The sequence below is a fragment of the Aminobacter sp. P4_D5 genome, from assembly GCF_056401815.1.
This window is the reverse complement of sequence record NZ_JBFUIP010001081.1, coordinates 1-586: the sequence shown is the minus strand read 5'-3', so window position 1 is coordinate 586 and position 586 is coordinate 1. Positions and strand designations below refer to the sequence as shown.

The following is a 586-nucleotide window of genomic DNA, read 5'->3' as shown; positions in this document are numbered from 1 at the left end:
GCCCGATGCAGGGATGCGCCGACAGCCCGGAGCGGCCCATGGCGAAGAGCTGGGCCAGCGCGTCGTCGGCCGCCTCGGTGCAGAGGCGCGTGCCGTCCACCAGCTGGCGGCGGTACTTCGGCAGGTCCATCACCACGCCGGCGAGCGTCGTCACCGTGCCGGAGGTGCCGATCAGGCGCACGCCGCCGCGGCGGATCTCCTGGCCGATGCAGTGCAGCCGGTCGAAGCTCATGAGGCGGGCGTGAATGTCGTCCACGACGGCCTCGAAGCCATGGACGGAGAAGCAGTCGCCGCCCTCGCGCTCGGCCAGCGTCACGACGCCGCAGGGGATGGAGAGGTAGCCGATCAGCTCCGGCCGCGGGCCATTGGGGGTGGAGTTGATGCGGATCCAGGCGATCTCGGTGCTGCCGCCGCCGATGTCGAAGAGGATGGCGCGGCGGTCCTCGGGCTCGAGGAGGGGGGCGCAGCTCTCCATCGCGAGCTCGGCCTCCTCGCGCGGGGAGATGATGCGCGGGCGCAGCCCGGTTTCCTGCGCGGCGCGGGCGAGGAAGCTCGGGCCGTTGACGGCGCGGCGGCAGGCTTCCGT

General features: G+C 72.9%; 1 protein-coding gene. It reads right to left on the bottom strand.

Annotated features, from left to right (window positions below; translation table 11 throughout):
* Positions 1–586: Ppx/GppA phosphatase family protein (locus AC1DWF_RS36770; RefSeq protein WP_476843360.1), on the bottom strand; the 586-nt coding region annotated here is incomplete at both ends.